The organism is Streptococcus sp. GMD4S (assembly GCF_000296955.1).
Map to the genome: position 1 here is coordinate 1 of NZ_AJRE01000265.1, position 1,089 is coordinate 1,089.

Here is a 1,089-nt window from a genome sequence, read left to right on the forward strand (position 1 = left end):
TCAGGAGTTGTTTCTTCAGTTGTTTCCACAACTTCCTCTTCTTTCATTTCTTCGTTTTTTTTATCTTGGGCCATTTTCGCCTCCTTTAATGATTTCAAAATTAATTTACTTCGTAATGATTACTGCTGAGGTAGCGATAAAAATCTGTCAACTTCATGGTCAAAACACGATTGACCACATTGACTTGGTTGACCAATTGCTGATAATCTAGATTGACTGGACCGATAATCGCTAGAATTCCAAAACCTCGATAAGGAATGAGGAACTTACTGCTAATCACCGCCAAATCAGCTAGACAGGATTCCTGACTGTCTGCAACACGGACATTTTGCATTTGATCTTCATGCAGACCTTCACGAATCTCCAGAGCCACTTTTTGCGGTTGGTCAAAGAACTGATAGGCTGCTAGATTGGCAAAATTCAAGAGATTGACCTTGCCCGACATTACAATGTTTTCGTTGAACATTTCTTTAAAAATGTGTTCAAAGAGATCCATAACATTGTCCGTAGTTGTGAAGTAACGTTGGATAATCTGCGGAATCTCCGTCCGAATCTTGTAATGAATGTCCAGAACAGTGTGACCGAGAAAACGTTCCTGAATGATGCTTTTCAGTTTCAGCAAATCTTCCTGCAAGAAGTTCCTTGGAATCAGAAATTGACTAGTAACCGTTCGGGACTCGTCTAGGGTGAAAACTGCAAGAGCAGTATGTTGTCCTAGAACGACAATATCGAAGGCCGTCAGGCGCTGTCTACTCGGCTCAACATCCAGTGCTACTACCGTACAGCCACTCAAGTATGTTAGTAGATTGGCGGCCTCTTGCAGAATATCCTCCAGTTTGAAGAACTCCTGATCAAAGGCTTTGACAATCTCGTATACCTCATTTTCAGCCAGTCTGTCAAAAGCAAGCGAGTGTTTTACATAGTACTGAAATCCCGCGACACTTGGCATCCGACCGCTTGAGGTATGAGCCTTCTCAAGCAAACCCTGCTTCTCTAGAGCCGCCATGTCATTACGAATGGTAGCACTACTAGAATTGATAGACTCTTGTAGCGCCTTGGATCCGACAGGTTCGTGCGTTTTGGTAAAGA

1 protein-coding gene is annotated in these 1,089 nt (G+C 42.8%); it reads right to left on the reverse strand.

Annotated elements, in window-relative coordinates; genetic code table 11:
• Positions 1 to 100 precede the first annotated feature (100 nt).
• Positions 101 to 1,089: heat-inducible transcriptional repressor HrcA (gene hrcA / locus GMD4S_RS09235; protein WP_000419196.1), on the reverse strand; the 989-nt coding region annotated here is incomplete at its 5' end.